Annotated in this window: 23 protein-coding genes; 7 read left to right on the forward strand and 16 right to left on the reverse strand. The window is 60.8% G+C overall.

The features are described 5' to 3' along the window. Window positions 1–18 precede the first annotated feature (18 nt). Window positions 19–828: a hypothetical protein gene (locus LQ231_RS21555; protein WP_230173848.1), complete on the forward strand. Its 810-nt coding sequence runs from the start codon at window positions 19–21 to the stop codon at window positions 826–828. On the opposite strand, the gene LQ231_RS21560 is transcribed toward LQ231_RS21555, so the two are convergent. After that, window positions 810–1,256, reverse strand: a complete 447-nt coding sequence (locus LQ231_RS21560; RefSeq protein WP_230173850.1) for an Rrf2 family transcriptional regulator — start codon at window positions 1,254–1,256, stop codon at window positions 810–812. The two genes, LQ231_RS21555 and LQ231_RS21560, sit on opposite strands and share 19 nt — an antisense overlap. 264 nt (window positions 1,257–1,520) lie before the next feature. Here LQ231_RS21560 and LQ231_RS21565 point away from each other — a divergent pair, with 264 nt between their 5' ends. From LQ231_RS21565 to LQ231_RS21580, 4 genes are read left to right on the forward strand one after another with little or no spacing between them, the layout of a single operon-like run. Continuing rightward, window positions 1,521–2,873: an LLM class flavin-dependent oxidoreductase gene (locus LQ231_RS21565; protein WP_230173851.1), complete on the forward strand. Its 1,353-nt coding sequence runs from the start codon at window positions 1,521–1,523 to the stop codon at window positions 2,871–2,873. A gap of 8 nt (window positions 2,874–2,881) precedes the next feature. Further along, window positions 2,882–3,721, forward strand: coding sequence for an ABC transporter permease (locus LQ231_RS21570; RefSeq protein ID WP_230173853.1), 840 nt, complete (start codon window positions 2,882–2,884; stop codon window positions 3,719–3,721). A 48-nt stretch (window positions 3,722–3,769) separates the two neighbouring features. Beyond that, on the forward strand, window positions 3,770–4,747 hold the full coding sequence (locus tag LQ231_RS21575) for an ABC transporter substrate-binding protein (protein ID WP_230173855.1): 978 nt from the start codon (window positions 3,770–3,772) through the stop codon (window positions 4,745–4,747). A 3-nt stretch (window positions 4,748–4,750) separates the two neighbouring features. Continuing rightward, complete coding sequence (locus LQ231_RS21580) at window positions 4,751–5,524, forward strand: ABC transporter ATP-binding protein (protein WP_230173856.1); 774 nt, start codon at window positions 4,751–4,753, stop codon at window positions 5,522–5,524. A 155-nt stretch (window positions 5,525–5,679) separates the two neighbouring features. On the opposite strand, the gene LQ231_RS21585 is transcribed toward LQ231_RS21580, so the two are convergent. From LQ231_RS21585 to LQ231_RS21625, 9 genes are all read right to left on the reverse strand, one after another. Next, window positions 5,680–6,414 (reverse strand): hypothetical protein, encoded by a 735-nt coding sequence (locus tag LQ231_RS21585; protein WP_230175002.1) that lies wholly within the window; start codon window positions 6,412–6,414, stop codon window positions 5,680–5,682. Window positions 6,415–6,476: 62 nt separating this feature from the next. Further along, window positions 6,477–7,784 carry a hypothetical protein gene (locus LQ231_RS21590; protein ID WP_230173857.1) on the reverse strand — a complete coding sequence of 436 codons (1,308 nt, stop codon included), beginning with the start codon at window positions 7,782–7,784 and terminating at the stop codon, window positions 6,477–6,479. A 420-nt stretch (window positions 7,785–8,204) separates the two neighbouring features. After that, window positions 8,205–9,506, reverse strand: a complete 1,302-nt coding sequence (locus LQ231_RS21595) for an alpha/beta fold hydrolase (protein WP_230173858.1) — start codon at window positions 9,504–9,506, stop codon at window positions 8,205–8,207. Window positions 9,507–9,634: 128 nt separating this feature from the next. Continuing rightward, on the reverse strand, window positions 9,635–10,732 hold the full coding sequence (gene ugpC / locus LQ231_RS21600; protein ID WP_230173859.1) for a sn-glycerol-3-phosphate ABC transporter ATP-binding protein UgpC: 1,098 nt from the start codon (window positions 10,730–10,732) through the stop codon (window positions 9,635–9,637). Between the two features lie 9 nt (window positions 10,733–10,741). Next, window positions 10,742–12,688, reverse strand: coding sequence for a beta-L-arabinofuranosidase domain-containing protein (locus LQ231_RS21605; protein ID WP_230173860.1), 1,947 nt, complete (start codon window positions 12,686–12,688; stop codon window positions 10,742–10,744). Between the two features lie 26 nt (window positions 12,689–12,714). Continuing rightward, on the reverse strand, window positions 12,715–13,575 hold the full coding sequence (locus LQ231_RS21610; protein ID WP_230173861.1) for a carbohydrate ABC transporter permease: 861 nt from the start codon (window positions 13,573–13,575) through the stop codon (window positions 12,715–12,717). After that, window positions 13,572–14,486, reverse strand: a complete 915-nt coding sequence (locus LQ231_RS21615; RefSeq protein ID WP_230175003.1) for a sugar ABC transporter permease — start codon at window positions 14,484–14,486, stop codon at window positions 13,572–13,574. Before LQ231_RS21615 ends, LQ231_RS21610 begins: the two co-directional genes overlap by 4 nt. Window positions 14,487–14,630: 144 nt before the next feature. Then, a complete protein-coding gene (locus LQ231_RS21620) occupies window positions 14,631–15,875 on the reverse strand; it encodes a sugar ABC transporter substrate-binding protein (protein ID WP_230173862.1) in 1,245 nt (414 codons plus the stop codon). Next, a complete protein-coding gene (locus LQ231_RS21625; protein ID WP_230173864.1) occupies window positions 15,808–16,068 on the reverse strand; it encodes a hypothetical protein in 261 nt (86 codons plus the stop codon). Before LQ231_RS21625 ends, LQ231_RS21620 begins: the two co-directional genes overlap by 68 nt. On the opposite strand from LQ231_RS21625, the gene LQ231_RS21630 reads away from it, so the two are divergent. Then, on the forward strand, window positions 16,052–17,053 hold the full coding sequence (locus LQ231_RS21630; protein ID WP_230173866.1) for a LacI family DNA-binding transcriptional regulator: 1,002 nt from the start codon (window positions 16,052–16,054) through the stop codon (window positions 17,051–17,053). The genes LQ231_RS21625 and LQ231_RS21630 overlap by 17 nt on opposite strands. Window positions 17,054–17,313: 260 nt before the next feature. Here LQ231_RS21630 and LQ231_RS21635 read toward each other — a convergent pair whose 3' ends face one another. From LQ231_RS21635 to LQ231_RS21655, 5 genes are all read right to left on the reverse strand, one after another. After that, a complete protein-coding gene (locus LQ231_RS21635; protein WP_230173867.1) occupies window positions 17,314–18,480 on the reverse strand; it encodes an AGE family epimerase/isomerase in 1,167 nt (388 codons plus the stop codon). A gap of 43 nt (window positions 18,481–18,523) precedes the next feature. Further along, the gene (locus LQ231_RS21640) at window positions 18,524–19,837 is read right to left on the reverse strand and encodes a glycoside hydrolase family 130 protein (protein ID WP_230173868.1); all 1,314 of its coding nucleotides are present in this window, start codon (window positions 19,835–19,837) and stop codon (window positions 18,524–18,526) included. Window positions 19,838–19,875: 38 nt separating this feature from the next. Next, window positions 19,876–22,155, reverse strand: a complete 2,280-nt coding sequence (locus LQ231_RS21645) for a glycosyltransferase family 4 protein (protein ID WP_230173869.1) — start codon at window positions 22,153–22,155, stop codon at window positions 19,876–19,878. A 131-nt stretch (window positions 22,156–22,286) separates the two neighbouring features. Further along, window positions 22,287–22,550 (reverse strand): hypothetical protein, encoded by a 264-nt coding sequence (locus LQ231_RS21650; protein WP_230173870.1) that lies wholly within the window; start codon window positions 22,548–22,550, stop codon window positions 22,287–22,289. Between the two features lie 437 nt (window positions 22,551–22,987). Then, on the reverse strand, window positions 22,988–23,263 hold the full coding sequence (locus tag LQ231_RS21655; RefSeq protein ID WP_230173871.1) for a DUF1488 domain-containing protein: 276 nt from the start codon (window positions 23,261–23,263) through the stop codon (window positions 22,988–22,990). Window positions 23,264–23,915: 652 nt separating this feature from the next. On the opposite strand from LQ231_RS21655, the gene LQ231_RS21660 reads away from it, so the two are divergent. Beyond that, complete coding sequence (locus tag LQ231_RS21660; RefSeq protein WP_230173872.1) at window positions 23,916–25,115, forward strand: aromatic ring-hydroxylating dioxygenase subunit alpha; 1,200 nt, start codon at window positions 23,916–23,918, stop codon at window positions 25,113–25,115. Between the two features lie 81 nt (window positions 25,116–25,196). Here the strand turns inward: LQ231_RS21660 and LQ231_RS21665 are convergent, their stop codons facing one another. Next, on the reverse strand, window positions 25,197–26,609 hold the full coding sequence (locus LQ231_RS21665) for an aminotransferase (RefSeq protein ID WP_230173874.1): 1,413 nt from the start codon (window positions 26,607–26,609) through the stop codon (window positions 25,197–25,199). Between the last annotated feature and the right edge of the window lie 78 nt (window positions 26,610–26,687).

Consider the following 26,687-nt stretch of genomic DNA (forward strand, 5'->3'; position numbering starts at 1 on the left):
AATAGGGAGGGGGACGTCGTGGCCGCACTCGAGCGCCTGGGAGAGTTGGCGATTGGCGCCCATTCGGACCAGGCCTCGATTCTTCCCGCAAGTGGGCTTCTCGCCATGTCCATTCCCGCGAGCTTTGGGGGAGCGGACATCTCAAACCTGATTGTTGCCGAGGCCGTCAGCCGGCTCGTAACTTGGAGCACTGCAGCGGCGGAGCGACTTCTCAGGCATCTCGTTGCCCTGGAACTGGTTCGGACCAGCGGATCGACAGAGCAGCGCAAGGCGATCTACGGACGTGTCGTGCTGGGCGACGTCTTCGAGTTCGCATTCCAACGAGAAGGCTCTTTGCCACCGAGGCTGGTGCAGTCGGGTCTGGCCTTTGCTCTGGAGCCTGGTGGTGGATCGGATCGCGCGATCACTTCGGCTGACTGGCAAATCGTGAGAGCATTTGGTGCCGGTTCCGAACCGGTGGCCGCCATCCTGGATCAGACGCGGGTGTCATTGCGTGATGAAGATGCTAAGACGGAACTGACTGTCCACCCCGACTTCATTCTTTCCCTTGGAGAAAACGCAGAAAGTCTCGCGCGTCTGATGACGGCATTTCTGATGGCCGCTTCCGCCCGCGGTAAAGTCGGGGCGATGACGCAGACCACTGCGGCAGATCCCTCTGTCGCAATCGAGCTCGAACTTTTGGACGCGATGATCCAGAAGGCAGCCTCGCTTATCGATGGCATTCAGGTTGACGATCCCCCGATCGACTTTGCGCAGATCGATCGGTTTTGCCTCGCGCTGGACACGGCGCGTTTGCGCTGTTCTGGCGATCATTCGCCAGCGACCTGATCCTGACCAGGCTGTTCGGATGCCACGAATTGCGTGAGCGACATTGTGTCGAGAACGGCGGCCATCGCATCACGAACCTGCGTCATGGAAATCCGGATCTGGCATGATGCCGGGTCCCGGCAGTCGTCACAGGCTTCGAATGCCGTGCGACTGGCGCAACGGATCGGCGCAAGCGGCCCGTCAAGGGCGCGGATGACCTGGCCGATCATGATCTCATCGGCGGGCTTTGACAGCGCGTAGCCGCCATTGGGACCCTTTTTCGAGCGCAGGAAGCCGTTGTTGCGCAGTTCCAAGAGGATCGTGTCGAGAAATTTCTTCGGGATATTGTTGCGCGTCGCGATGTCGGTCACGAATGCCGTCTGTCCTGGTTCCAGACCTGCGAGGTCGACCAGCGCTTTCAGACCATATTTGCCTTTGTTGGTGAGCATTGCGGAGATATCCGGCCGAAGGCCCTGAGGGTAATTTTGCTTATCGTACATAGTTTTTATGAAGTAAGCGTTCAAGCCGTTTCCGGATCTGGGTTAGCGAACGGCCTCAGCTTTTTGGGGTCAGCGTCGCAGATGCCTTACATCGGCGTCACATTCGAAAATCCATTCGCCAAGCGGCTAAATCTTCGCAATCCTATTTCTCTATATTTATTATAGACAATGTAGGTTGCTTGCATTCGATCATCGACTGAGAGAGGACCAGCCATGACACGCAAGATCAGATTGGGCGCATTCCTTCCCGGCGGCGGACAGCATGTCGCCTCCTGGCGGCATCCGGATCAGCCGGTCGACGGTGCCGTCAGCTTCGAGTTTCACAAGCAGTTGGCTCTGACGGCCGAGAGGGGATTGTTCGACGCCTACTTCCTTGCCGACGGTCTGGCCGTCGGCTTCGGCGGCGCGCGGGAAGGCGGCAATGCAAGGGTCGCCGGCTTCGAGCCCGTTACGCTGTTTTCCGCGCTTGCCCCGTTCACTACCCATCTCGGTTTCATTGCGACGGCTTCGACGACCTACGAGGAGCCTTACAACACGGCGCGTAAATTCGCCTCCCTCGATCTTATCTCGGACGGTCGGGCCGGATGGAATGTGGTGACGACTACTGGCGATGCTACGGCGCAGAATTTCAACCGTGATCAGCAGCTCCCGCATGCCGACCGCTACAAGCGTGCTGCCGAGCATGTCCATGTCGTAAAGAAGCTCTGGGACAGTTTTGAGGACGATGCCTTCATCCGCGACAAGGACGCCGGCGTCTTCTTCAACCCCGCCAAGCTTCACGACACCGATCACAAGGGCGAGCATTTCAAGGTCAAGGGACCGCTCAACGTCTCGCGCTCCAGGCAGGGGCATCCGGTCATTGTGCAGGCCGGTCAGTCCGATGACGGTCGCGGCCTGGCAGCAGCAACGGCAGAGGTGATCTTCACAGCGCACCAGCACATCGAGACGGCGCAGGAATTTTACCGCGACATCAAGAACCGCGCCCGTGGCCTCGGCCGCAATCCTGACCACGTGCTGGTCATGCCCGGTGTTTCGCCCTTTGTCGGCCGCACGGAGGAAGAGGCGCGCGAGAAATACGATCGCCTGACCTCTCTCATCCTGGAGGAAGACGGCATCGGCCTGCTCAACGGCCTGACGGGGGGAACGCTCGATCTGAGGGGCTATGATCTCGACGGCCCGCTTCCGCCGGCTCCGCCGACAGAGGGAATGAAGAGCCGCCAGGCGCTGATCCGCCAGATTGCTGACGAGAACAATTTCTCGATCCGCCAGCTCTACCAGTGGGTCGCATCGGCACGCGGTCACTTCACCATCGTCGGAACGCCCGTGCAGATTGCCGATACGCTGCAGCAATGGTTCGAGAATGAAGCGGCTGACGGCTTCAACATCCTGCCGCCCTGGCTCCCGACGGGCCTCGACGATTTCGTCGATCTCGTCATCCCCGAACTGCAGCGCCGGGGCCTGTTCCGCACCGCCTATGAGGGCCGAACGCTGCGGGAAAACCTCGGTCTGCCGTTCCCGATCAACCGCTACACTGCTGACCGCTCGGTTGTGCAGGCTGCCGAATGAGGTCCCCCATGTCCTACGAAGACATCCATCACGGAACGGCCTATGGCCTTGACCTCTCCCCGGATGCGGCGCGCGCGCCGCGCTGGCTGAGCCAGGCGGCATCGACTATCACGCCGTTTCTGTCTCGCTACGGTATCGTCATCACCTTCCTGGCGCTCTGGCAGGCATCCTCCACCTTTGGATGGGTCAACCCATCGGTCTTTCCGCCGCTTGATCGGATCATCAGTGCCTTGTGGACCGCAATCGCTTCAGGGGCTTTCGTCGACGACATCGCCATCAGCCTGCAGCGATCGGGCATTGCCTTCGTCTCAGCCGTCGGGCTCGGCATCCCGCTCGGGCTCTTCATGGGGCAGGTGAGGGCCGTCGAGCGGGCGCTCGATCCCCTCCTGCAGTTCTTCCGCCAGACCTCGGCACTCGCACTCTATCCCGTCTTCATCCTCCTACTCGGTCTGGGTGAAACGTCCAAAATCTTCGTGATCTTCTGGGCCACGCTATTCCCAGTCCTTTTGTCGACCATTGGCGGCGTAAAGGAGGTGGATCGCAAGCTGGTCGAGATGGCCCGCACCTATGGTGCCGGTTCTCTACAGATCTTCCGCCGCGTGGTTCTGCCGGCATCGGTCCCCGCGATCTTCGTAGGGCTGCGCCTTTCCGCGACAACGGCGCTGCTGCTCCTCATCGCCGCCGAGATGATCGGTGCCAACAAGGGTATCGGCTTCCAGGTGATGAATGCCCAATACAACTTCCAGATTCCGCTGATGTTTGCAGCAATCCTGCTTCTCGCACTGCTCGGCCTCGCCGCCAATGCCGCTCTCGTCCTCCTGCAGCGGCGCCTATGCCGCTGGGCCTGACATGCATCGCATTCTTCCCTCGCTTCTCGTCTTTCAAAGGAAACTCCCATGACCTTTCATTCCCGCAAACTTCTCCTCTCGGCCGCGCTCACCTTTGTCCTCTCAGGTTCCGCCTTCGCCGCCGAAGAGGCCAAGTTCCGTTATCTCGCCAGCCAGGGCGGCTTGTCCGCCCATGAGCTCGCCGCCGAACTCGGCTATTTCGATGGCACCGGCATCACCATCGAGAATGTCGGCTATGCCACCGGCGGCCCGGCCTCCCTCATCGCGCTCGCCTCGGGCGATGTTGAAATCGGGAGTGCTGCCACGTCTGCTGTCTTGAACTCCATCGTCGGCGGCAACGATTTCGTTGCGGCCTATCCGTCGAACGGCATTAACGACGAGGTCCAGTCGATCTTCTACGTGCTGGAAGACAGCCCCATCCGCGACATCAAGGATATTGCCGGCAAGACCGTCGCGGTCAACACGCTCGGTGCCCATCTCGACTACACGATCCGGGAAGCGCTGCACTCTGTCGGTTTGCCAACGGACGCCGCCAACCAGATCGTCGTCCCTGGCCCGCAGCTCGAACAGGTCTTGCGCTCGGGCCAGGTCGACGTATCCGCCTTCGGCTACTGGCAGACGACCTTCGAGGGTGAGGCGAAGCAGAAGGGTGGGCTCCGTGCGATCTTCGACGACACTGATGTTCTGGGCGAAATCGCCGGTGGCTTCATCGTGCTGCGCCGCGACTTCATCGAAAAACATCCTGAAGCCGCCAAGGTCTTCGTCGAGCAGTCCGAACGCGCCCTTGACTATGCGCGCGAGCATCCTGAGGAAACCAGGGTGATCTTCGCCAAGGCGCTGGCGACGCGCGGCGAGAACGCTGATATCGCCCAGTATTTCCGAGGTTATGGTGTGCGTCCGGGCGGCAAGGCGGTCGAGCGCGACCTGCAGTTCTGGATCGACGTTCTGGTGCGCGAAGGCAAGCTGAAGGAAGGCCAACTGTCGGCCAACGATATTCTCTATTCCTCCGAGACGGCGAGCAACTGAGACATGGCGCTCGCTCAGTCCAACAGCATTCGAGGAGAGGTGACGATCCGTCACCTCTCCAAGACCTTCACCCTTAACGGACAGCCGCTACCGGTCCTGAAAGATCTCAATCTCACCATCCGCTCCGGCGAGAGCCTGGCGATCGTCGGAGCCAGTGGCTCGGGCAAGACGACACTTCTCCGGATCCTGGCCGGCCTCGAAGACGCCGACAGCGGTGACGTACTGATCGACGGGCGCCGTATCCGTGGCGTCGGCGCCGAGCGCGCGGTCATCTTCCAGGAGCCACGCCTGCTGCCCTGGCTGACCGTCATAGACAATATCGGCTTTGGCTTGGAAGCAAGAGGCCTGTCACGCGACGAGTCGCGTTTCGTTTCCCAGCGTTATGTCGATCTCGTTGGCCTGAAGGGCTTCGAGACAGCCTATCCGCGCCAGCTATCTGGCGGCATGGCACAAAGGGTCGGCATTGCCCGCGCGCTCGCTGTCCAGCCGGAGATTCTGCTGCTTGACGAACCCTTGGGTGCGCTCGATGCCATGACCAAGATCGGCATGCAGCAGGAACTCGCGCGCATCTGGAAGGAGGAGGACGTGACGACTGTGCTCGTCACCCATGATCTCGAAGAAGCGATCTTCCTCGCAGACCGGATTTTGATCCTGCCACGCGAAAAGGGCGGCGAACCCAGGCTCATCGACATCGACCTTCCACGCCCCCGCGATCGCAGCGCCCCCGGCTTTGTCCGTCAGCGTGAGGAGTTGCTGAGGCTGTTCGGACTGCATTGAGAATGTGGACAGCGCGAGACCGATGATTGAGGTGAACTCTGATAAGCGCTCGATCATATGCCTCAGCATGCTAAGGCGGTGTGCTGCGGATCGTCAGCGCCTTGCCCTGAGCCGTCCCACAATGGCGGGGTCCGTCGCGGCATGGCCAACAGGACCTAGTCCGCCCGCTTTGCCGTCGCCCCCGGTGTGGTAATCAGCTTGAACGCCGCCATCTCCTCCGGCGTCAGGTAGTAGAGCCGGTCCGGGGGTGTTTCGAGCGCGTGGATCCAGAGCCCGTTGCCGATGCCCATCTCATCCAGATGTCGGGCAATGCGCGCGGTCGTGCTCTGGGCACCGGACATGGCCTGTTCTGGAGAGGGCCGCCGCACCTCGCCGGCATTGAAGACCTGATGCACGCCTAGGATGGCGTTCTCTTCCGCTTCGCGCGCCACGCCGCCGGCAAACACCAGGGGGCAGGAAGACGCGCAGAGCGCCTTGGTCGCAACCTTCGTGTTCAGGCCCTTCTCCCGGATCAGTTTCGACATGGTCAGCGCATCCTCGACCGAGCCGCCCGGCGAATTGAGCGTCACCGCCTTCACATATTCGCCCCGCGCCGCTATTTCCTCGGCGAAGCGGTCGGCGGCTCCCGGGTCGATCGATCCTTCCGCCTTCAGCATGCCGCCGGGCAGGAGTTCGAAGCGTATCGGTCGACGGAGGATTTCGCGAGACGTTTCCGGTTCCATCGGCGGTGCCCCAGGTACGCCTTCGGTGAGAGCAGGCGGAAGCACGGGCGCGTCGGTCGCCATCGGATCGTGGCCGGGACGTGCCGCATTGGCGAGGCTCATTTCGCGCAGGTCGACGAAGAGGAATGTCCCCGCCGCCGCGAGAAGCCCGAAGAATGCACCGCGCATCAGCAGGCCGTCGTCGGCGCTGAGAAAGGCAGTCTTCAGGCGCAGGGCAAGCGAGGAGCGGTTCACGCGGGCGGACCCTTTCGCGGCGCCTTGGCCGATGTGTCGAGACTGGTGATGTTGGAATCCGCCCGCGCGCGCTCGTCCTCGGTTTCCGTTGTCTGCAAGGCCTGCTCCACGGAGATGCCCTGCCGGCCAAGCGCGCGCTGCACCTCTAGCGCTTCCAAGAGTTCTGCCGCGGTTATCCGCTGGGCAAAGGGCAGCCGCTCATCCTGACGCCGGATCGCACCGTGAACGATTGTCAGGATGAAGACGAGAACGGCGGGCAGCAGGTCGATGGAGATTGCGCCGGCCCAGGCCGGGATGAAATCGGCGGCATAGCGCAGGACGGCTTCCGCGGAGGACAGGGGCACGAAGCGACGCTCCGCCACCGGCTCTCGTGCCAGGATGTCGTCTGCGGCTTGCGAAAGAACCTGCGATTGGGCGGAGACCGACGCGCGGATCGTCTGCATCACCTGGTCCTGGCGGTCGGCTAGATCGGCCGCCTGGCCGTCGGCGACCGGCGCGATGAAGCCGAGCGACAGATCTTCGGCCGCGCGCTTGACGGAGGGGGCGATCGAGGTCTGTTGCAGAGACGTGATGACGCCCGAGAGAGCCACGACCTCGGCGGAGAACTCGTCGCTACGCGGTGCCACCGCCCCTGGCGCCGAGACCAAAGTACGCATTGTTTCCAGATGGCTGCGCCCCTGGTCGAAGAGTGTCGTCACCCGCTCGCGGGAGGCGGTGATGCCGGTTTCCAGTTCGTTCAGCTGCGACGACATCTGCGATAGAAGCTGTACGACGCTGCCGGACCCTGTCGTTCCCGTCAGTGCTCCGCTCTGGCGTTCGTCCTCGGCAAGCCTTGAAAAGCGCTCCGATGTGCGCTGGATGTCCGGCAGCAGGCTTTGTGCGGCGAGCGCGTTCTGATGGGCCTGGTCGAGGTCGGCCGTATAGTCCTGCACCGTCTCTGCCAGATGCTGTTCGAGCGCCGCAGAGCCGGCAAGGGCAGCCGCATTCAACCAGCTCGACATGGCGATGATCATGGCGCAGCCGAGCGCCATCACGCCGATCATGGCACCGCGCGCCGCGGCGCCTGTGACATGCGGGTAGAAGCGCGCCATGTAGGACCAGAAGGCGTAGATCGCGACTGACACCGAAGCCGCGTAGATGATGGCGGCAAAGAAGACTGCCGTCGGTGAGCCGTCGAGGAGGCTACGGACCCCGAGATAGGTATAGACGCCGGAGGCGAGGGCCAGGACTGCAAGCGCAAAGCGCGTCATGGTTTCGACGGCGACGACGCCGTCCTGCAAGCGATGCGTTGCGCCAAGCGCCATGGAGACCTCCGACAGGAATGAATTCTTAACAAGCTCTTAAGAAGCGGGCAAAATGAAGGCTGCGAGGCTTCTTCTTAGCTGTGTAGGGGAAAGCGTCGCCATGAGCGGCAATCTGGGAAAGATCGCGCCGATTGGCCGCATGTCTCACGGTTCGGAACTGGCGCCGGGTGGGCGGCAGCGAGGTGACCGTCGATGTCAAACTTGCCACGCCAGTAGTGCTGCGTGCGGCCGTCCAGGCGCTACACAGCTGCATGGTTTTTTGAGCGGAGCATAGGGCAACGGCAACGCTGTCGGTGGATTGTCCTGGAGCTCACACACAATTCATCTCTGCGCAACAGCATCGCTTCGGTCTATGCTTGCCCTATCGACTATGTGATATCGACCGCCTGGTTTGCGCTAAGAGCCGGGTTGATGGCTGGATCAGCCGCGCGGACCACCACGCTCCTTGACCATGTCGGCGAGGCGGCGGAAGACGCGTGGCGACTGGCGTACGCCATCGTGTTCGTATTCGTTTGTCACCCAGCTTTCGACATTGCCAACACGCGCGGCCGTGTCGAGCGATAATTCGGCATCCACATACATGTCGTCGAAGTAGACGGCGGCGGCCACCGGCACCTCGTTCTCGGCCAAGCGCGACAGATCGTACAAGGGCCCGTAGCCATCGCGTGCCGCCAGTGCCGTCGCACCCGCCCGGAATGGCCGCAGGGACCGTATTTCCTCGAACATCCACGGAAACATCATTTCGCCGGTGAACGGCAATGGTCTGCGCGTCTCGTGAAACTCGGGAAACTCGGCGCGAATGCGGTCTGCCGCCCAGCCGGTGGCGCCGACGCCTTGCCCGTAAATGCTTTCCTGCAAGACCGCGAACAGCGGATTGCCGTCGTAGGAGGTCGCCGCCATCACCGAGGCCAGGAACGTGTCCGACAGCCGGTCTTCGGTACTGATCGAGAAGGCTTCGTCGACGAGCCAGTGAATGTTTTCAAAGCCCGGCGCCATGCCGAAATCGATGCCGGCAGATTGCAGCCGCCGCACCGACAGGCGGTCGCCATCGGGGAGGATCACGTGGTTGGCGGCGATGAAATCTGCGATCTGCGCGATCCGTTCCCGGTCCTGCGGATAGCGCTCGTAATATCGTTTGGTTTTGGCGGCCACTCGCGGGTAGGTGCGGCGATAGACGTCCTCGGCTGTTGCCGTCAGTCCGGCAAGCCCTCCGGTGACGTAGCAGGCAGCAAGTCCTTCCGGTGCCGTCGAGAGATAGGTCAATGTCAGGAAGCCGCCATAGCTCTGGCCAAGTGTTTCCCAGCGCTTGCCGCCATAGACGGTTTTGCGGACATGCTCGAAATCCGAAACGATACTGTCGGCGCGAAACTGCAGCAGATAGTCCGCGGCGGCCTCGCCATCCTGTGCGAACCGATCCATCGTTGCGGTCTCGATGCGCGTACTGCGTCCGGTGCCACGCTGGTCGATAAGAATGACGCGGTGGGTGCGGATCGCTTCAAACAGCCAGGACGGCCCGCCATTCACCGGCCGCGGTGACTTGCCACCCGGGCCGCCCTGCAGGAAGGCGAGCAGTGGCAGGTCTTCTGCGCGTCGGACGGGATCACAGATTTCGCGGACGAAGACTTCGATGCTTTGGCCATCTGGTTTCGACCAGTCGAGCGGGACGGGGATCAGCCGGTCGCGAACAAGAAGACCCGGAATGATGTATTCGGAAACGGCCACAGATCTGTCCTTTGTCGTTTGTCCCTGAAGGCGGGTCATTTCGGCGAGGATCGCTGCGCATCACCGCAATGAATGTGCCGCCAAGTAGCCCATCGCGTTAAGGTCCGCAACAGACCGCCGGCCGCGTGTCAGATCGCCAGCGAACGCTCGGTATCGCAGTCGAACAGGTGCATCTGGTTCATGTTGATCGACAAAGGCATGATCGTTCCCGCCCTCAGCGCGGTGTCCGGTTCGATGCTGGCGCAGATGCCGTTCGAGCCTATGTTGAAATAGACCATGGTCGTCGCACCGAGCGGCTCCACCAGGTCGACCGGCGCATCGAGCGGCATCCAGCCGGCGCGGTCTTGTCGGCAGGAGATCGATTCAGGCCTGATGCCGAACGTGACCTGGCAGCCGGCATGCGGGCGAAACACCGCCGCCCTTGCCGACGGCACGGGCAGGCGTATGCCGTTTTCCAGTACGACAAAAAGCTCTTCGCCTTCGGCGATCAACTGCGCCGGCAGGAAATTCATCGACGGCGATCCGATGAAGCCGGCGACGAACTTGCTGACCGGATTGCGGTAGAGCTCCTGCGGCTCGCCCATCTGTTCGACGATGCCCTGGTTCATCACTACGACGCGATCCGCCATGGTCATCGCTTCCACCTGGTCGTGGGTGACGTAGACGGTCGTCGTCGGCAGCAGTTGATGAAGGCGCTTGATCTCGGTGCGCATCTTCACCCGGAGCTTTGCGTCGAGGTTCGACAGCGGCTCGTCGAACAGGAACACCTTCGGATTGCGGACGATGGCGCGCCCCATGGCGACACGCTGGCGCTGGCCACCGGAAAGCTGGCCGGGGCGACGATCCAGCAACTCGGTTATGTGCAGGGTCTCGACGGCCATCGCGATCCGCTTGTCGATCTCGGCTTTGGGCAGGCTCTGCTGTTCCAGGCAGAAGGAGATGTTCTCGCGCACCGTCATGTGTGGATAGAGCGCATAGTTCTGGAACACCATGGCGATGTCGCGCTTGCCGGGCCCGAGCGTGTTGACGACCTTGTCGCCGATGATGATCTGGCCATCGGAAATGTGTTCGAGGCCGGCAATCATCCGCAAAGTGGTCGACTTGCCGCAACCCGACGGCCCGACAAAGACAACGAACTCCTTGTCTTCAATTTCGAGGCTGACCCCGCGCACGGCCTCGTAGATGCCGTAGGACTTGACCACGTCCTTGAGTACCAGTCTTGCCATGTCGGTTTCCTATTCTTCCAAAAGCCAGACCTGCATCGCGCCGTGGTCACGATTGGCCCAGAGGTGATAGGGAATGGCCTTGAATTCCCTCGGCTTCAACACGGGCGGTGCGTTACGATAGAGCACGCCTGCCCAGTCCGCCGCATCTGCTTCCATCGCCTTGCCTTCCAGCACGACGGCACCACCGAGCAGTCCGGCGTCGAAGCGCGGTTCAATGGGCGCCTCGGGGGCGATGCGCAGCCGTTGCGGTTCCGTGCCGATATCCGTCTCTTCGACGCAGTAGACCACCGGACCGCGCTTGAAGGCAACACGATGCGCATCTTCTCCGACCGCCGGATGGGCATAGAGCCGGTCGACCGGCATGGCGAAGGACAGACGGATCTCGTCGCCATCCGTCCATTCACGCGTGATCGCGACATAGCCCTTGTCGATCGACGCGGCCCAATCGATCTCCTCGCCGTTCACACAGATCCGGGTGGTGCGGCACCAGCCCGGATTGCGCAAGCGGAAGGTCAGCAAGGCCGGAGCCGAGAGCCCGATGGACAGGCGGACATCGCCCTCCCAAGGGTAGACGGTATCCTGGCGCAGGCGCACGAACTCACCTTCGACCTCAAGTTCGGCCGTGTTGGCACCGTAGAGATGGACGGCAATGTCGCGGCCCTTGGCCGAATAGAAATACTGGCCGAGCGAGGTGATCATACGGGCGATATTGGTGGGGCAGCATGGGCAGTTGTGCCATTTCCAACGCCGGTTCTGCCCGTGACTTTCGAGCACATTCTCGTAGAAATAATGCTCTCCGTCGCGGGATATGCCCGAGAGCGCGCCATTAAACAGCACGGTCTCCAGTGCGTCGGTGAATTTTGCGTCGAGGTCGATCTGGGCCATGCGATGCCCCCAGAAGCCGAGCGCAACTGCCGCGCAGGTCTCTGCATAGGCGGTCTCGTTTGGCAGGTCGAAGGCGCGGGTGAAGCCTTCGTTCGATGCCGAGGGTCCAAGTCCGCCGGTGACATAGAGCTGCCGGCCGGTCAGGTTGTCGAACAGTCGATCGCAGGCAGTCTTCAGGCTCGGATCATCGTTTTCAAAGGCAAGATCGGTCATCGCCGAGAACAGATACATCGCACGCACGGCATGCCCCACGACTTCGGTCTGTTCGCGCACCGGCATATGCGCCTGGCTATAGGCATAGGTCGAATAGACGTAATCTGCCGGATCTTCGCCGCGATGGCGGGCTTCCTCATCGAAATACGAAGGCATACGCCCGCGTTCTTCAACGAAATAGGTCGCGAGATCGAGGTAACGGCTGTCTCCCGTGAGCCGATAGAGCTTGACGAGCGCCAGTTCGATCTCCTCGTGGGCGTCGTAACCGCGCAGCTTGCCCGGCTCCGTACCGAACGTGTCGATGATATGATCGACCGCGCGGATCATCACATCCAGAAACCGTCTTTTGCCGGTGGCCTCGAAATAGGCGATCGCTCCTTCGAGCAGATGGCCCATCGAGTACATTTCGTGCAGGTCGCGCAGGTTGGTCCAGCGTTTTCCCGGCTCGCGACGGATGAACCAGCTGTTGAGATAGCCGTCGGCCATCTGACCGTGCTCAAGCTTCGCGACGATCGCGTCGATCTTGGCTTCGATATCCGGGTTGGGGTTGTTCTTCAGCGTGTAGCTGGCGGCCTCGATCCATTTGCCGAAGTCGGAATCGAAGAAATGCTGCATCGATAGGCCGCTCGGCTGGATCGGTCGGGCCAGCGGCCCGGCCGGCTTGTCGAAGTCGAGCACATCGAGAAACCCCTCCTCTTCCAGACGCATATGCTGGGTCGGAATGGTGACGTCGCGCACGGTTTGCGACCAGCTTTTCCAGAAGCCGGCCTCGAAAGATACCCGGGCATGGTCGGCGGGAACGTAGCGTTCGAAATGACGCGTCACGCTGCCGTCCGCCTTTTTCAGGGACGAAGACATAAGAACTCCTTTGCAGAATCTGCGGATTATTTCACGGCGCCAGCGGTCAGGCCGCGCACGTAGTAACGTTGCAAGGTGAGGAACAGCAGGATGCAGGGCACCATGGTGACGGTGATGCCCGCCTGGAGCGCACCCCAGTCGATGATGCCGTAGATGCCGGAAGACACGTTCACGAGCATGATCGGCAGGGTGAATTTATTCTGGTCCGACAGGAAGATCAGCGCCGCCAGGAATTCGTTCCAGGAATTGAGGAAGGCGAACATGGCAACTGTCGCAACACCCGGCAGCGCCAGCGGCATCATGATCCGGCGCATCAGCGTCCATTGCGATGCACCATCGATACGGGCCGCCTCGATCAGTGCGCCGGGTATGGAGTCGAAGGCATTGCGCATCATGAAGATCGAGAACGGCAGCTGGAACGTGGTGTAGACAAGCACCAGTCCGAGCAGATTGTTCTGCAATCCCAGGAACTTCAGGATCAGGAAGAGCGGTGTGAGGATCGACTGGAACGGGATCATCATCGTCGCCATGACCACCACGAAGATCAGCGACTGGCCGGGAAAGCGGAACTTGGAAAATCCGTAGCCGGCCGGGACCGAGACGCCCACGGTCAGCGCGATGGTACCGAGCGCAATCAGCACGGAATTGCCGGCATAGACGTACCAGCCCGCACCGACATTCTCGAGGCGGCGATAGTTTTCCAGCGAGAACGCCTTGGAAAACAAAGCAACCGGATTGGCGAGGGCTTCGGCCGCCGGCTTGAAGGAATTGGCGAAGGACCAGATGATCGGCATCAGGAAGAAGATTGCCAGCAACAAGGACACCAGAACAAAGGTGACGTGACCGACCCGGTCAGCGGTCGAACGGCCGGGATTGGAACTGCTCATCGACCTTCCTCCGGACGTTGGCGCATGAAGCTGAGCTGGATGGAGCTGATGGCGACAAGAACCACCAGAAGGGCGAATGAAAGCGCCGAGCCGTAGCCGAGCCGATAGGACGAGAAGGAGGCGAGGTAGATAGAAAACACCGCCGAGATCGTGCTGTTTTCCGGACCGCCCTGGGTGACGATGAAGAACTGGTCGAACGCCAGCATCGAAGAGGTGACGTTGAGAACCAGAGCCAGCAGCAGGGAATTGCGCATCAGGGGGAGGGTGATGCGGCGGAACCTTGAAAAGGCGCTGGCCCCATCGATCTTCGCTGCTTCGACGATGTCTGTCGGTATGCTCTGGAGACCGGTCAAAAGGATCACCATGGTAAAGCCGGCTGTCTTCCAGACCACCATGAGAATAATGACCGCCAGTGCCGTCCAGAAGCTTTCCAATGGCCGGGGCGCCGAATCCACAAGACCGAGGGCGAGCAGGAGGCGGGAGAAGACGCCGCTATCGGGATTGAGCAGCCACATCCACAATGTCGAAGCCGCGCCAAAGCCGATGACCACGGGCATGAAGAACAGGGTGCGGAAGAAGCCTGCGATCTTCAGCGGCCGGTCGACCAGAAGCGCCAGTGGAAACGCCACGGCAAGGATGGCCGCCGTGACCAGCCCGGTATAGAGCAGGGTAAAGCCCATCGATTGCCAGAGCTGGGTATCGGCGAACAGCTCGTGATAGTTTTCGAGCCCGATAAACTTCCGCCGGCCGAGCAGCGGCCAGTGGTAAAAGCTCATCCAGACGGTCATCGCCAGCGGGATCACGAACAATCCGATGATGAAGACCATGCTCGGCGCAATGAAGGCAAGTCCGAGCCAGCCATGGGACTCGGGGGCCAGGGCTCTTATCGGAACGATGCGCGATTCATCTATCTCGGGCTTGGGCACCAAGGTCGTCGGTCCTTCTTTTCAGCAATGAGTATCGGTTGGCGATACGTAGCCCGCAAAACCCATGTCGGTCCCGGGGTCGCCAGCGCGACGGTGGAGGGGCGAAACCTGTCGCCCCTCGGACTTGCATCAGGGATTGGTGCGGTCGAGGATCTTGGTGAACTCGTCCTGCGCCTTCTTGATCGAACCGTCGACATCCTCGCCGAAGATTGCGCCCTGGATCAGGTTCAAGAACGGACCGGTGCGGCTGACAAAGAGCTCATCCGACGAGAAGGTATAGGGCGTACGCGCCTTGGCGAGCACATCGTAGGCGACGAGGTTGCGCTTGTCGAACTGCGCATAGGCCTGTTCCGCAAGGTCTGTGCGCGACGGCATGCCGGATTCCTTGGTGATGAAGACCTGTTGCTCCGGCTCCATGTAGAAGTCGACGAAGTCGAGAAGAACCTTCTTCTTCTCGTCGCTGATACCCTTGATCAGGGCAAGGGAGTCGCCGCCGGCGAAGCTCGACTGACCACCCTTGGCACCCGGAATGGCCGCGACCTCGAAGTTGACATCGGGATATTTGCTGGTGAGCAGGTTGACGATGTAGGAACCGGTCATCAGCACGCCGACCTTGCCTGACGCGAAGGCCTCGACGGCATTGTTGCCGTTGCCCGAGCGGGAGGTTGGATGAACGGCTCCGGCCGACCACATGTCACGATAGGCGGCAAAGGTCTCTCGGAGCGCCGGCGTATCCACGGTTGCCTGTCGGCCGTCCTCGCTCAGGATATCGGTGCCGGCGGCCCAGAGATGCGGCAGAAAGTCGTAGATCAGCCAGCTTCCGGAATTTGCCACGAAGTAGAAACCGTAGGTGTCGTCCCCGAGCGCCCGGATTTTCTTGGCATCCGCGGCAATCTCCTCCAGCGAGGCCGGAGCCTTCTTGGGGTCGAGCCCGGCCTTTTCGAAGAGATCGGTATTGTAGGCGATGATCGAGGCATCCGGCAGTGCCGGCACGCCATAGATCTTGCCGTCATAGGTGCCAAGTCGGATATGCGACGGGCTGAGGGCATCGGCGTAGGGAAGACCCTTGACGAAATCGGTGATGTCTTCGAGCGCGTCGTTGGCCGCGAATGTCGGCAGGTAGATCAGATCGAGGACGGCACCATCCGGTGGCGCTCCGCCGGCGATCGCGGCACCGAGCTTGGGCACCATCTGTTCCGCGGTGATCTGCGTTACGGTAACCTTGTCCTCGTGCTTGGCGTTGTATTGCTCAGCCAGCGCCTGCAGCACGGCCCCCGATGATGTGCGGACCCACAGATCGACCTCTTCAGCGCTTGCGGCGGATGTCGATGCAAGGAACGCTAGTGTCGCGACGAGCGACTTTGCTTTGAACATGGAATTCCCCTTTTTTGTATTCTGAAGGCCGATGAAAGCGGTGGGCCTGGGGAAACGCTATGAAAGAAAGCCTGTGCTGTCGACCGGGGAGGGGCTGGGAAAAAGTGAGAAAATGAGAAAAGGTTTTCTCACGGTTGATTTTTCTTGATAAAAGGTTTTCTCTTTCGTCTGAAGCGATGCGGATACCTTCCATGAAGAAACCCCGGACCACGATCCACGATGTCGCGTCCGCTGCAGGCGTCAGCATTTCGACCGTGTCGAAAGCGCTCAACGACACCGGGCGCATGCAGGCCGAGACGCGCGAGCGCATCCGAAAAGTCGCCGACGATCTGCAATTTCGCCCAAACGCGCTGGCGCGCAGCCTTCTCGGCAAACGTAGCTTTTCCATTGGCCTTTTGACAAATGATACCTATGGCCGCTTTTCTTTGCCGATGATGTCCGGCGTGTCTGAAGCGCTAGTCGATCACGGTGTTTCGGTTTTCCTATGCGCCACAAATGACGATCAGGAACTGACGCGCAGGCATATCGACGCGCTTCTGGACAAGCAGGTCGATGGCATTATCTTTTCCGCCACGCGGCTGGATCGGCGCCCACCGATCGATCTGTCGCGCCTGTCGGTTCCGGTCGTCTATGCCTTTGCCGAGGGGCCGACGGGGAGTGTCGCGCTGCTGCCCGATGACGATCAGGGCGCCAGGCTTGCGGTCGAACACCTGATTGCGCGCGGGCGCAGACATATTGCCCACATCACCGGCCCAAGCGACTATAGGGCGGCCCGTTTTCGTGCCGAAGCCTATCGGCGCATATGTGGCGACGCGGAACCGGTTCTCTATGGCTACTGGACCGAGGAATGGGGACATGAGGCCGTCAAGCAGCTCTGGTCGCGCGACAGGGAGCCGCCGGACGGCCTGTTCTGCGGCAATGACCAGATCGCACGCGGCGTGATCGATGCCCTCAGGGACCGCAACATTTCGATTCCCGGCGAAGTGTCCGTCGTCGGATTCGACAACTGGGATGTCGTGGCGGAGCAGACGCGTCCGGCGCTGACAACGATCGATATGGAGCTGAAGGAACTCGGACGACAGGCGGGACTTGCCATTCTCGCTCTGTCCAAGGGGCAGACGTTCAGCGGCGGCGTGCGGAAATTGCCCTGTAGCATAGTCGTGAGACGATCAAGCTGAAACGGATAAGGAAAACCAGGTGATCACCTCCGGCCGTTGCCTGAAAACTGTGAGCGAGGGGCAGCCTATCCTCTGGTTGAGGTGACTCAGAAAGTCATGAACATAGCGCACCTGGCAATATTGAGTGTCGAGGGCGATATGAAGCAGCTTGGGGAGATGATCGCCTGAGGTTTTTACCGTCCCCTGCGGCGATTGCAACGCCTATGCCGGCCTCGGCCCCGACCTCCCGGTAGAGAAAGCTTAATGTAGAATGGAAAATCCTACTGCAGCGATGGCGATCTTGTTTTCGGTAGAATGCCCTCGTCGACGACCATGTCGGCGACTGCCGTCCAAAGGTGGTAAAGTGAGCTGGCCGGGATGGTTTTGCCGATCGGTCGGTTGCCGAAATCCAGGCGATCATGCCAGCAGCCCGTTGGCACATCGTGGAAATAAGACGTCAGGATGTCGGAACACAGAATCTCAGCCTGGGCCGAATAGCTACCGCCATCGAGGAGGCGATGTTGCGTCAACAGCGCCTTCAGCATCTCGACCTGCGGCCAGAGTCGCCTCGACTGCAGGACTGGCACCCCCGACGACAGGGCCTGGTCAACGAGGAACGGGGATCCGCTTGACCGTCCTATTCGTAGGGCGTTTGCGAGTAGATCAGCGCGGACCTCGTTGTGGCAGGTCTGGGTCAGTGTTTCGTGGCGTCCGGTCAGCCACACCCATTCGCACATGTGTCCTGGCTCCAGCATCTTTGATCCGTAGGCGTCGGCGATTTCCCAGCGTGGTCCGAAGTGTTCGTGCAGAGGGCCATGTTGACCGACAAGAAAATGGGATCGCAGTAGCGAAAATACCTTCTTTTCGACTGGTCGATAGGTTTGTGTCCTGCTGATTTCGCATAAGGCAAGCGTGGCCTCGAGGTAGTGCATGTGGGGGTTCTGGCGACGTGGCAGGGTGCCGTTGCTGTCTTCGGCCCATCCGCCAAACGGATCCTTCAGCGTCCTGTCGATCGCTGCCATGGTTTGCTCGATCTGCCGCCGATATCCATCCTTGCCAGTCGCCGACTGCAACCATGACAGGGCCAGCAGCACGCAGGCGTTGTCATAGAGATCCCGCACCGGATCGGTCACCAGTCCTGTCGATCGATCGAAGCACCTGGCATAGCCTGACCGCGTGCCGTTCACCCAGGCAATGCGGTGAAGGTTGTCGAAAGCGCTCTCGGCTATTGCAAGCGATGATGGCGGCGCGACGCCCAAGGTGCTGGCATGGGCATGCACATAGATTTGCCGGGCAACCGTGCGGGTTCGAACGGCGCCGTCCCGTTGCGGCCGCCCGTCGAGTTCTAAATACTCGATGAACTGGCCGTGTTCCGCGTCAAAGCCGCTTACACTCCAGGTTGGCAGGATGGTTTCAAGGAACAAGGCCTTGAGCTGATCCAGGCTCATGCCGGGAGCCCCGGCCGTTCTCGGGGGCTGAACCAGCGGTTGGTCATGCGCGATGTCCTGTCGGCTGCATCGTATCCAGAAGCATGCTGATCTTCATCGTCGTGAAGTTTGAATAGGTATCCGACACGGCATAGGGCAGCGCGATGAGATCACCATGTCGCATGGCGCCGCAGGAATAGACGACATTCGGCACATAGCCCTCGCGTTCTGTCGGTTCCGGCTGGAGCAGGGGCTCGACGGTGCGGGCGAGGATGATGCTCGGATCGTCCTTGTCAAGCAGCGACACCCCGATCGAATAGCGGCGCATTGGCCCCACTCCGTGGGTGAAGAGAAGCCAGCCCTCGTCGATCTCGACCGGTGAGCCGCAGTTGCCGATCTGCACGAATTGCCATGCGAACTCGGGCTTCATCAACAGCTGTCCCTCGTCCCAGCTGTGCAGGTTGTCCGAGTAGAGCAGGAAGAGGTTTTCGCTGTCCTGACGCGCGATCATCGCAAAACGCCCGTTGATCCGTCTCGGAAACAGCGCCATGCCCTTGTTGCGGGCTGCCGACCCATGCAGTGGTGTCAGGGTGTAGTTCAGAAAATCCTGCGTTTCCAGCAGTTCCGACCGGATGGATGCGCCGTTATAGGCGGTGTAGGTCGCATAATAGATCGTCGTGCCCTCATCTTCAAAGGCGACGAAACGCGCGTCCTCGATTCCGTTGGACTGCGCCTCCGTCACCGGAAAAATCACGCGCTCGCTGAGGTCGCTCTCGCTCTTGAAGCTGATACCGATGCAGCCAGCCGGCGCCAGGCCGTCAGTCGCATGAATGTCCGGAAGCCCGGCCAGCCGCACGGGCGGATCGATCGTCACGGCGCCCTGTACGTCGATCATGCCGGTGCGGAAAGTCAGCGATGAGATATGCCCTTCGCCGACGGCCCGCAGGCTGAGGATCACCCTTCGGCTGCCAGGATCGACCCCGGTCTGGTCGGGATGTGGCACGATGCTGGGATTGAACAGGGCTGACGATTCAAACGAATATTCGTTCATGAAATAGGCGCCGATCAGCTGTCTTTGCTGCTGGCTGAAGGCCTGGTGATGAGCAAATGCGTCCTCCATTGCGTCGGCTCGCAGCTCGAACTGGCGCAGTAGGTTGCGATGCCGACCTTCGAAATTATCTAGGATGTCGCGCAACTGATCGTTGGTTGCCGCGGCATCCAGCGTCAAAACCCGGTCGACGATCTCGTTCGCCCGCGTCTTGTCGCGGGGATGGAGATGGCGCGGCTCAGTCGAGGGCTTGAATGGTCTAACAATTACCCGTGTAGCATCGGGTTTGAGATAGAGGGCCTGTCGATTGAGAATGCTTGATTGGGGCAAGGACGATCCTTCGGGTTGGTCGGAGAGCACACGACCGGTCATGACAATTGACGCAGTTCTAAGGGCTGGGGCACCGGGCGCATCAAACGTGCGGCTACGCTGATCTCGGCACAGGAGATCAGGTAGCAGAGTACGGATTCGGCACCGCGATTCTCGTTCGGGCGGTCCGGATGCAACCCGTCGCGGCAACTTCCTGTTTCCGGATCGATGAGCGAGACGCCGTGGTCATTGCTGCCGGTGAACCAGTTGAAGGTACGGAACGCCGTTTCGAGCCACGACTTGTCTGCGGTCGCCGCATCTGCGGCGAGGCAGGCCGAAATGGTCGCAGTCGCTTCGACCGGTTGTTGGTCGAACAGCTTCGGTGCTTGCCCCCTGTCGAAGAAGCCGTCGGTGCCGACCGGGCGGAACTGGCCATTCTCGCCGGTCTGCTGCGTCATCAGCCAGCGCAAGGTCTTCAGACCGGTGTCGATGATTTGCGGATTTCCGGTCGCCACGCCAGTCAGGATCAGTGCCTGCGGAATGCGGGCATTCTCGTAGGAAAGGCCTTCCTCGAACCAGTGACGGTTGCCGCTGGACACGCGTCGCGCCAGATCGACCAGCCGCTCGGCCAGTTGCAATCGCAAGGTCCGCGCGGACTTGTCTTCCGGGCAAGCCCTGCAATAGGCGTCGAGCCCGATCAGCGCGAAGGCCCACGCGCGGGGCGAATGAAAGCCGAGCACCGTCGTCATTGCCCGAGCAAAGAGCGTGCCTGCCCAGCGACGTCGAGGCCGGTCATTGTCGGACAATGCGCAGATGCCGAGCGCCCAGAGCGTGCGGCCATGGCTATCCTCCGAACCCTGTTCCTCGAGCCAGCGGCGGTCGAAGCTCATGAAGTTGCGGAAGCGTTGGAGATCCGGGTTCCAGGCATGCTGGATGAAGCTCGCAAAGGACCCCGTCCTTCGCTCGGAAATGCCGGTTTCTGCGGCTGCTGCCAGATGGGTGGCAAGGATCAGCGCTCTGGCATTGTCGTCCACGCAGTAGCCATGGGCGCGGTCGGGCACCGAATAGACCGCATGCTGGAAGATACCGGTATCGTCGCACATGGCGTTGAAATGCCCGAGCTTCAGCGATGTCAGCTGCGGGGGGCGAGCGATCCGCTGCGCCACCACGTCACTGACCAGGCGTGGCCTAAAGGTGCTGCGTGCCTTTTCCACACTGTCCAAGTAAAGCGATGCAATCTGCGACCAGATCATCGACCGTCCGGCAGTGTAGGCGGCGTGGCGCATGGCCATGCGCCTGTCATCGTCGCCGAGCAGGGAGGCGATCGCCTGGCCCGTCGCGTCCGCGTCGCCAAAGGGCACCAGTGTACCGCGCCCTTGATCGAGTAGTTCCTGAGCATGCCAGTATGGCGTGGACACGACCGCGCTGCCCATGCCGAAACTATAGGCCAGCGTGCCCGACGTCATCTGCGCCTCATCGAGGTAGGGCGTAACATAGACATCGCACATGGCGATGAACTCCAGAAGTGTCGGTACGTCGACAAACTGGTTGAGGAAGACGACCGACGGGCCAACCCCGATTTGCTGGGCTCGCGCGTAAAGACTGTCGCGATAGCTCTCGCCCTCCTGGCGCAGGAGATTTGGATGGGTGGCGCCGAGCACAACGTAGAGCGCATCCGGGCACTGCGCCAGGATTGTCGGCATGGCATCAATGACGACTTCGATGCCCTTGTTGGGCGACAGCAGGCCAAATGTGAGGATAACCGGTCTGCCGGCATAGCCATGGCTGGCCTTGGCCTTTTCCGGGTTGTGAAATGCCCGGTCCGGAATGCCGTGGGCGATGACGTCAATCTTGGCAGGGTCCACGCCGTAGACGCTTTCGAGCAGCGCGCGGCCCTTCTGTGCCATCGCGACCACCCTGCTCGAGGCACCGGCAACCTTTTGCAGTATCCGCAACTGGTTCGCTGTCGGTTCGGCCAGGATGGTGTGCAGGGTCGTTACAATGGGAATGCGCAACTGCGACAGGAGCGTCAGGATGAATTCGCCGTCGGCGCCGCCGAAGATGCCGAATTCGTGCTGCAGCGAGACCGCGTCATAACCGCCGTTGTTGAGGATGCGGGCGGCGGTCACATAGTCCTCGATCTCACCGTCGCGAATCTCGAACACGACATCATCCGGATAGGCGTAAGCGATCCTGTCGTCGGTCATGGCGATGATGCGCGTCTCGACGTCGCGATCGGATGCGGCTAGCGCATGGCTGAGATCCGTGGTGAAGGTTGCTATCCCGCACTGACGTGGCAGCGAGTTGCCGATGAACGCGATACGCCTGGACTTGGTCATCAAGGGTTCCCTTCAGAACAGTGTCGTCGCAGGTCGAAAATGCCCGACCTTCCCCACGGGGAACATGCGACCGTGATCGTGGAATGATGTCTCGGCGCGGCCTGCGATTGCCGCGACGGTTGGTCGAGCCCTCAGTGCGAGGGGCTGGTGTCGGCCTGGTCCCGCGCCACTGCCGCGTCCAGTTCCTCGCCGTCTACGGTGATGCGACGTGTCGTCTGCCCGGCGTGGATCTCGATGACGGTCGCGATCCGTCTGTAGGCCAGCCAGGAAATCCCGGTGATCTGCTCTTCGTCGTCCAGCACCTGATAATCGCCCGCAGGCTGGAGCCCTTCGAGACCGAGCAGGGCAAAGGGACGGTCGAAATGGATGGTGCGTGTTTTGGTTCGCGTGAACATGGGCCGAGCTTTCTCAAGAATTTTTTTGCGCGATGGCCGTGCCTGCCTGCGCTGCACGAGATGTCCTGTCCGTCCCGCGTGACGGGGCGTTCGGAGATGATTGCAAGGCCGGTATCCCTAGGAGTTTATTGGCTGGGCCTAGACAGAAAAGGGATCACTTCGCCTCGTTCCTTCGCCAGACGTAACGTGTTGCGTTTGAAATCAGCGAGCACCACGGATATCCGCCATTTCCATCAGTGTGTCGAAACAGCCGCCAGAAAATAGGCAACAGCTGGATTGCACGGACCGCTCTCGTCGGCCGGTGTCCGGTGCCTTTTCATTAAATCTCCCCGTGGCTCTTTAAGGGCGACCTCGACCCCTGGTGTCGCAAGACATGCGGTTCCATGCCTGGGAGAGATGGGTGGCAAACTGTTCTGAAACAGTCCCCGGCTCACCTATCATGCGCCACGACCGAAGTTAGCATGGTCGAGCTCGATCATGTCCCGGCGCCGCGACTCGTAGGCCTTGCGTGCCACCTCGAAGATGCGTTTGCGCATGCCGTCGAACGCCGAAAGATAGTCGGTTTCCGTCGGCATCCGTACGCTCAGATCGTCTGTTAGGATGGAGACCGGCAGGAAAAATCTGATCTGCATCAGGCCGTCATGCCCAACGAAACGCACACGGTGCCGGCCCTCATCGTAGCTACGGGATGGGTTGGGGAATGAGAGGGTCATGCGCCAGCCTCGCAGGAACGCGCTGGCCGACGAGCGGCCAATCGAGCAAGATGCGCCGGAACCGACCGCGTAGCTTCTAGGTTGCCTCCGCCGTGTCGGTATTGTGCGGCGACGAAACTTGCTGTTTCCCCGACGCTTTCGGCCGGGGGTGCGGTATACCTGAAACCTGCGCCTGCGCGCACATCAACTATCTGTTTCCAAGCGCTGATTTCGATGGATCGGTAGAGATCGTCGGAAGACATGATGTCCTCCTTTTTTGGGGCCAGGGTGCGTGCCGCCCAGAAAGTAACAGTGCCCGTGCAATGGCTGTCACTGCTGCAGATATAGTGGTGCCACCAAAACTTGCAATCCCGCCCAGCAATAAAACTCATGGGAGTGAGGTTTGAGGAGCATTATGCGTTTCTCCTGCGTGTCAGTCTGCCCGGACTTGCCCCATGCAAGTTCATCGTGCCGATTAAGCGGTGCCGCGGCTCTTGGGACCGGACCAAGCTTATCTCGAAGGCTGGGACTGGCTGGAGGCAGCAAAATTGAGGCGGAAATGCACGCAACAATCCGCCTGAACTGTTTCATCAAGCCTAGCCAGCTCTCACCCTTCCCTTGAAGCCCAATTCATGCTTATATTGAATGAACGTTCAGCAAGAATGAGGCTGCCATGAACGAGCTTGTTCGTGATCTCTCCGTGCCTGACAACTGGGATCGCCGGGGACTTCCGGGTTGGTGTTACCATTCGGATGCGCTTCTGGAGCTTGAGAACGAGCATGTCTTTCGCAGCCATTGGCAGATCGCCTGCCATGTCTCAGACGTGCCGGAACCGGGCAGCTATGTCACGCTCGACATTGTAGGAGAGCGGATCCTCGTGCTGCGCGACAAGGCGGGTGATGTCCGCACCTTCAACAATGTCTGCCGGCATCGCGGCTCGCGGCTGGTGACGGCGGAGGCCGGGCATTGCCGCGGTGCGCTGGTCTGTCCGTTTCATGGGTGGGTCTACAATCTGGACGGCACGTTGCGAGGCCCGTCGCGACCGGACAGTTTTCCACCCCTAGACAAGGATGAATTTTCCCTGGCCCGCATCGAGACGGAGATCTGGCTCGGCTTCGTTTTCATCCGCCTCAAACCAGGTCCTCAGCCCGCAGTCGCGGACCTCATGAAACCGTTCGAGGCGGAGCTTTCGCATTACCGGACCCGTGAGATGATTCCGACCACTGGCTTCTGGGGGCATGAATCGCCGGTCAACTGGAAATCGGTCCGTGATGTCGACAACGAGGGTTATCATGTCGCCATGGCGCATCCTTCGCTGCAGGACCTCTATGGCTCCAGCTATTACGACGAGCCCTTTGTCAGTGGGATCTGCCGGTCATTCGCCACTTACAATCCGCATGCGGGTCGGCGATGGAGCGTGCGCCAATATCGCGCCGTCGCGCCGGAGGCCACGCATCTGCCACCGGAGTTGCGGCATTCCTGGATCTATTACGGATTGTTTCCGAACAATGTGATCGCCTTGACGCCGGAAAGCGTGCAGTTCTACCAGGAGTTTCCGATCACACGGAGAAAAACGCAGCTTCGCGGCGCGATCTATCGGTACCGCGACGAGGGCCGGGCGCAGCGTCTCGCGCGATATCTCGCCGCCCGCATAGACAGGGATACCATGGCCGAAGACGTGCAACTCACCGTCTGGTCGAACGAGGCGATGACTTCGCGGGCCTTTGCCGGGTTCTACCTCTCCGATCTTGAATATGGGGTGCGCACCCATCACGACCATCTGCGTGCGGTGCTGCCTGTGATGACCCTCGATGACGCACCAGATGAGGAGCGCATGGCTGAGGTGAATGCACGGATGTCGAACAAGATTTGAGGGGCTGCGCATTTCATCGGCGCGACAGGAGAAGCCGGCGGCAAAGGCTTGTCGCCGGCTTCTGATATTCCGGATTTGCCTTCAGTCCTTCCAGAGACCTTCGCGGACCAGCTCGTCCTGTGTGAGGACTATGCCCTGGCGCAGGATGGAGACGAGGTCGTCGATCTGCGGTCTGGAAATCGTCAGCGGTGGTGACATCACGCACATATGGATGAGCGGCCGCACCAGGAGGCCGAGCTGCTGGCAATGGTCGTCAATCCTCTTGCCGACCTCGAGGTCCAATGCCAGCGGGTTGTTGCTCTCCCTGTCGGCGACGCATTCGACGCAGGCCATCAGTCCAAGACCGCGAACCTCGCCGACGAGCGGCAGATCCTCGAGTGTCTTCAGCTGCGCTTGGAAATAGGGCGCGATGTCCCGGGCATGGGCGAGAAGGCCGCCTTCCAGGAGATCGAGATTGGTTTCAGCCACGGCACAGCCGATCGGGTGGCTGCTATAGGTCAGGCCATGCGCGAACATCGCGTCCGAATGATTGGAGTGACGCAACCGCTCCAAAAGGGCGGACGAGATCATCGCGCCGCCGAGCGGAAAGTAGCCGGAGGTGACGCCCTTGGCAAAGGTGATGATGTCAGGGTCGATGCCGAAGACTTCCTTCGAGGCAAAGACATTGCCGAGACGCCCGAAGGCGGTGACGACCTCGTCCGCGATGAACAGGATATCGTTTTCGCGGCACAATTCGCGCATGCGGGAAAGGTAGCCGGGTGGCGGCACGATCACCCCGCCGGAGGCCATGATCGGTTCCGCGACGAAGGCGCCGATGGTCTCTGCCCCCAGAGTTTCGATCGTTGTGCGGAATTCGTCAACCAGCATGTCACAGAAGGCCTCGACCGTTTGGCCGGCTAGACGACGGAACGGGTTGGGGCAGGAGAGCTTGACCACATGATCGCTGGCGCTGTCCATCCAGTCATGGTCGCGCGGGCGACCGTTCAGCGAGGCTGAGAGATAGGTGGAGCCGTGATAGCCGCCCTGGCGGGCGACGATCCTCTTCTTGGTTGGGCGGCCAAACACATTGTTGGAGAACTGCATGAAGCGCAGCGCTGTCTCCACGGCCGACGAGCCGCCGGTGGTGTAGAAGACGTGGTCGAGATCGCCTGGGGCGTGAGCGGCAAGCCGCGCTGACAGGCGAACCGAGGGTTCGCTCGCCGTATACCAGGGCGAATTGTAGGAGAGCGCCATCGCCTGTTCGTATAGGGTTCGGGCAATCGGCTCGCAGCCATGGCCGACATTGGTGCACCACATGCCGGCGGGGCCGTCGATGAGCCTGCGTCCCTCAATGTCGGTGACATAGATACCATCGCCAGCGATGATGCCGCCGCGTGCCTCCGCACCGATTTCGCCGGCGACCGGCCAGGGCTGGATCAGGTGCCCTTTGGCCATATCGGCGAAGTCTAGGCGTTCGGTTGCAGACATGATCTCGACATTGCGGATAGCTGCCATTGCGAACCTCTTTTTGTATCGCTTCAAGCGTCTGAATTTGATCGAAGAATAGCACCATATTGAATGGACGTTCAATCA

This window comes from Rhizobium sp. CECT 9324 (assembly GCF_918741265.1).
Taxonomy (GTDB): domain Bacteria; phylum Pseudomonadota; class Alphaproteobacteria; order Rhizobiales; family Rhizobiaceae; genus Allorhizobium.

What these genes read in the sequence shown, in the direction of transcription:
- LQ231_RS21560 (WP_230173850.1), bottom strand. Translation starts at nt 1,256, where the DNA reads ATGCTCACCAACAAAGGCAAATATGGTCTGAAAGCGCTGGTCGACCTC.
- LQ231_RS21565 (WP_230173851.1), top strand. Translation starts at nt 1,521, where the DNA reads ATGACACGCAAGATCAGATTGGGCGCATTCCTTCCCGGCGGCGGACAG.
- LQ231_RS21570 (WP_230173853.1), top strand. Translation starts at nt 2,882, where the DNA reads ATGTCCTACGAAGACATCCATCACGGAACGGCCTATGGCCTTGACCTC.
- LQ231_RS21575 (WP_230173855.1), top strand. Translation starts at nt 3,770, where the DNA reads ATGACCTTTCATTCCCGCAAACTTCTCCTCTCGGCCGCGCTCACCTTT.
- LQ231_RS21580 (WP_230173856.1), top strand. Translation starts at nt 4,751, where the DNA reads ATGGCGCTCGCTCAGTCCAACAGCATTCGAGGAGAGGTGACGATCCGT.
- LQ231_RS21585 (WP_230175002.1), bottom strand. Translation starts at nt 6,414, where the DNA reads ATGCGCGGTGCATTCTTCGGGCTTCTCGCGGCGGCGGGGACATTCCTC.
- LQ231_RS21590 (WP_230173857.1), bottom strand. Translation starts at nt 7,784, where the DNA reads ATGGCGCTTGGCGCAACGCATCGCTTGCAGGACGGCGTCGTCGCCGTC.
- ugpC (WP_230173859.1), bottom strand. Translation starts at nt 10,732, where the DNA reads ATGGCAAGACTGGTACTCAAGGACGTGGTCAAGTCCTACGGCATCTAC.
- LQ231_RS21605 (WP_230173860.1), bottom strand. Translation starts at nt 12,688, where the DNA reads ATGTCTTCGTCCCTGAAAAAGGCGGACGGCAGCGTGACGCGTCATTTC.
- LQ231_RS21610 (WP_230173861.1), bottom strand. Translation starts at nt 13,575, where the DNA reads ATGAGCAGTTCCAATCCCGGCCGTTCGACCGCTGACCGGGTCGGTCAC.
- LQ231_RS21620 (WP_230173862.1), bottom strand. Translation starts at nt 15,875, where the DNA reads ATGTTCAAAGCAAAGTCGCTCGTCGCGACACTAGCGTTCCTTGCATCG.
- LQ231_RS21630 (WP_230173866.1), top strand. Translation starts at nt 16,052, where the DNA reads ATGCGGATACCTTCCATGAAGAAACCCCGGACCACGATCCACGATGTC.
- LQ231_RS21625 (WP_230173864.1), bottom strand. Translation starts at nt 16,068, where the DNA reads ATGGAAGGTATCCGCATCGCTTCAGACGAAAGAGAAAACCTTTTATCA.
- LQ231_RS21635 (WP_230173867.1), bottom strand. Translation starts at nt 18,480, where the DNA reads ATGAGCCTGGATCAGCTCAAGGCCTTGTTCCTTGAAACCATCCTGCCA.
- LQ231_RS21645 (WP_230173869.1), bottom strand. Translation starts at nt 22,155, where the DNA reads ATGACCAAGTCCAGGCGTATCGCGTTCATCGGCAACTCGCTGCCACGT.
- LQ231_RS21650 (WP_230173870.1), bottom strand. Translation starts at nt 22,550, where the DNA reads ATGTTCACGCGAACCAAAACACGCACCATCCATTTCGACCGTCCCTTT.
- LQ231_RS21655 (WP_230173871.1), bottom strand. Translation starts at nt 23,263, where the DNA reads ATGACCCTCTCATTCCCCAACCCATCCCGTAGCTACGATGAGGGCCGG.
- LQ231_RS21660 (WP_230173872.1), top strand. Translation starts at nt 23,916, where the DNA reads ATGAACGAGCTTGTTCGTGATCTCTCCGTGCCTGACAACTGGGATCGC.
- LQ231_RS21665 (WP_230173874.1), bottom strand. Translation starts at nt 26,609, where the DNA reads ATGGCAGCTATCCGCAATGTCGAGATCATGTCTGCAACCGAACGCCTA.